General features: G+C 35.9%; 1 protein-coding gene. It reads left to right on the top strand.

Features of this window, described 5'->3' with window-relative positions; translation table 11 throughout:
• Window positions 1–397: 397 nt before the first annotated feature.
• Window positions 398–2,194, top strand: a complete 1,797-nt coding sequence (locus tag RG963_RS16365; RefSeq protein WP_310577343.1) for a GmrSD restriction endonuclease domain-containing protein — start codon at window positions 398–400, stop codon at window positions 2,192–2,194.
• Window positions 2,195–2,485: the final 291 nt, after the last annotated feature.

Here is a 2,485-nt window from a genome sequence, read left to right on the forward strand (position 1 = left end):
ATAATAACTTCTTTTTATGTTATTATTGACCTGCTTATGACATCTTAATATCACAATTGTGATGTTTTTCACTGGTTTGGTAAAACAGCCAGATTTTTTGCAACAGAACCAAAAAATGAAGAAAGAAAGGGGTACCCCAACATTCGTGCAATCATCCGCAAATCAGACTAAAACAAGCTCATTAGATGCCTTTTCCTGGCAGTTTTAGCCGAGTTATCAGTGGGCAACCAAAAATCAATTTTTAATTCAAATCATGAGATTCAAATAGAAACATTAATTAATTGTTTTGTCAACTGTTTTAATATAAATCCATTAGTTACCGACACTGCCACCTGCAATAAGTCTACTTATACTCTATTCTCTTTACGACATCTCAAAATAATAAGGAAACTGAACCATGAAAACGCAAAAGTATGCCGTGAATCAACACTTGATAGAAGCGATTCTTACTTGGGTAAAAACCGGGGAAATAGCAATTCCTGAAATCCAGAGACCTTTTGTCTGGGACTCAACAAAAGTCAGGGACCTTATGGATTCTCTTTATCAGGGATATCCAATTGGTTATCTGATTGCTTGGCGGAATCCAAATGTCAAACTAAAAGATGGCTCATTCTCAGAAGGAAAGAAAATTCTTATTGATGGTCAGCAACGGGTTATGGCTTTAAGGGCAGCTATTCTTGGAGAGTATATAATAAACAAGAATTATGTACGAGAGAAAATTAAAATTTCATTTCAGCCAATAGAAGAGAAATTCGAAGTGTTTAACTCTGCTATACAGAAAGACAATGCATGGATTCCAGATATATCCCCAATTATTACAGGGATGGAAAGAACTAGGAAAATTATCGATAATTATTGTGAAAAAAATCCTAATGCAGATGAGTACCAAGTTGAAGATGCCCTTGAGAACCTAAAAATGATTACTCATAAACAACTTGGTTTGATTGAGCTGGATTCTGATCTAGATATTGAAACAGTGACTGAGATATTCGTGCGCATAAATTCAAAGGGAGTTGTGCTGAGTCAGGCTGATTTTGCAATGTCAAAGATTGCTGCAAATGAAACATATAATGGGTCCACAATCAGAAAAGCTATTGATTACTTCTGTCATTTGGCGGTTGCTCCGGAATTTTACAGTCAAATTGTAGATATTGACAGCGAATTTGCTTCAACAGAGTATTTCCGAAAAATGACTTGGCTGAAAAATGAGAATGATGATCTATATGATCCAAATTATACAGATTTGCTGAGAGTTGTCTTCACATCTGGAGCTCATAGGGGAAAACTATCAGACCTTGTCAGTTTGCTTTCCGGCAGAAACTTTGAAACAAGGACTTATGAAGAGGAAATTGCCCGAGATTCTTTCAAGAAGCTTGAGGAAGGTATATATGAATTTATAAATGAGACCAATTTCAAACGTTTCCTCATGATAATCAAATCTGCAGGTTTTATTTCTTCCAGTCTCGTTCGTTCACAGAATACACTCAATTTTGCATACATTTTATACCTAGCATTGAAGGCAAAGAACTGCAATCCAGCTCAGATTGAATCATATGTGCGCAGGTGGTTTGTCTTATCTGTTTTAACTGGAAGGTATTCAGGCTCTCCTGAATCGTGGTTTGATCATGATATAAAGAATATTTCAAAGATGGACTTTGGAGAATATCTCAAGAGTGTGGAAAGCGCAGATCTTTCTGATACCTTTTTTGATATTGCACTAGTGGGGAATTTGGATACTTCGTTTTCAACAAGTCCCTATTTCAATGTGTACTTAGCAGCTCAGGTAAAACTAAACGATAAGGGTTTTCTTTCACGAGACATAACTGTGAAGGATTTAATATCTCATAAAGGTGATATCCACCACATCTTCCCAAAGGATTATTTGAAAAAATACGGGTTGCAAAAAGGACAATATAACCAAGTTGCCAATTATGCTTACACGCAGTCCGAAATTAACATCAAGATAGGCAATAAAGCTCCAGAGATGTACCTTAACGAATTAAAAGAGCAATGCAATTGTCAGGATTTAAAGTATGGTGGAATCACTGACTTTGAAACTCTTACAGAGAACTTAAAGCAAAACTGCATTCCTGATAGCATTTTTTCAATGAATATTGAAAAGTACGATGAATTTTTAGAACATAGAAGAGTTTTAATGGCGAGGAAAATAAAGGAGTATTACCAATCTTTGTAAATGAAATTGAGCCAGTGCCCTCACATCAAGCGATGGGGTGCGCCACATAATTTTGTGTTTGTAATTACTATTACGCTCAACGCGACAGATAAGGTTATGGAAAAAGCTTAAAGGATTTCAACAGGACTATTTCATATTTTTATATTTCTCTTTTTTAGAATTCGCCTGTTAAATTGGGGATGTTAACTATCCACCCTGACAAAGCAAATTGATTGTAGGGCTTATTATCACGTGTACACGTGATCTTATTGGTTCTCTGCAAGCTGTCCTATTCATCTCTCAGAGTCCCCA

Source organism: Methanosarcina baikalica, from assembly GCF_031461075.1.
Lineage (GTDB): Archaea > Halobacteriota > Methanosarcinia > Methanosarcinales > Methanosarcinaceae > Methanosarcina > Methanosarcina baikalica.

Coding starts and splice junctions, on each gene's coding strand:
- RG963_RS16365 (WP_310577343.1), top strand. CDS start 398: ATGAAAACGCAAAAGTATGCCGTGAATCAACACTTGATAGAAGCGATT.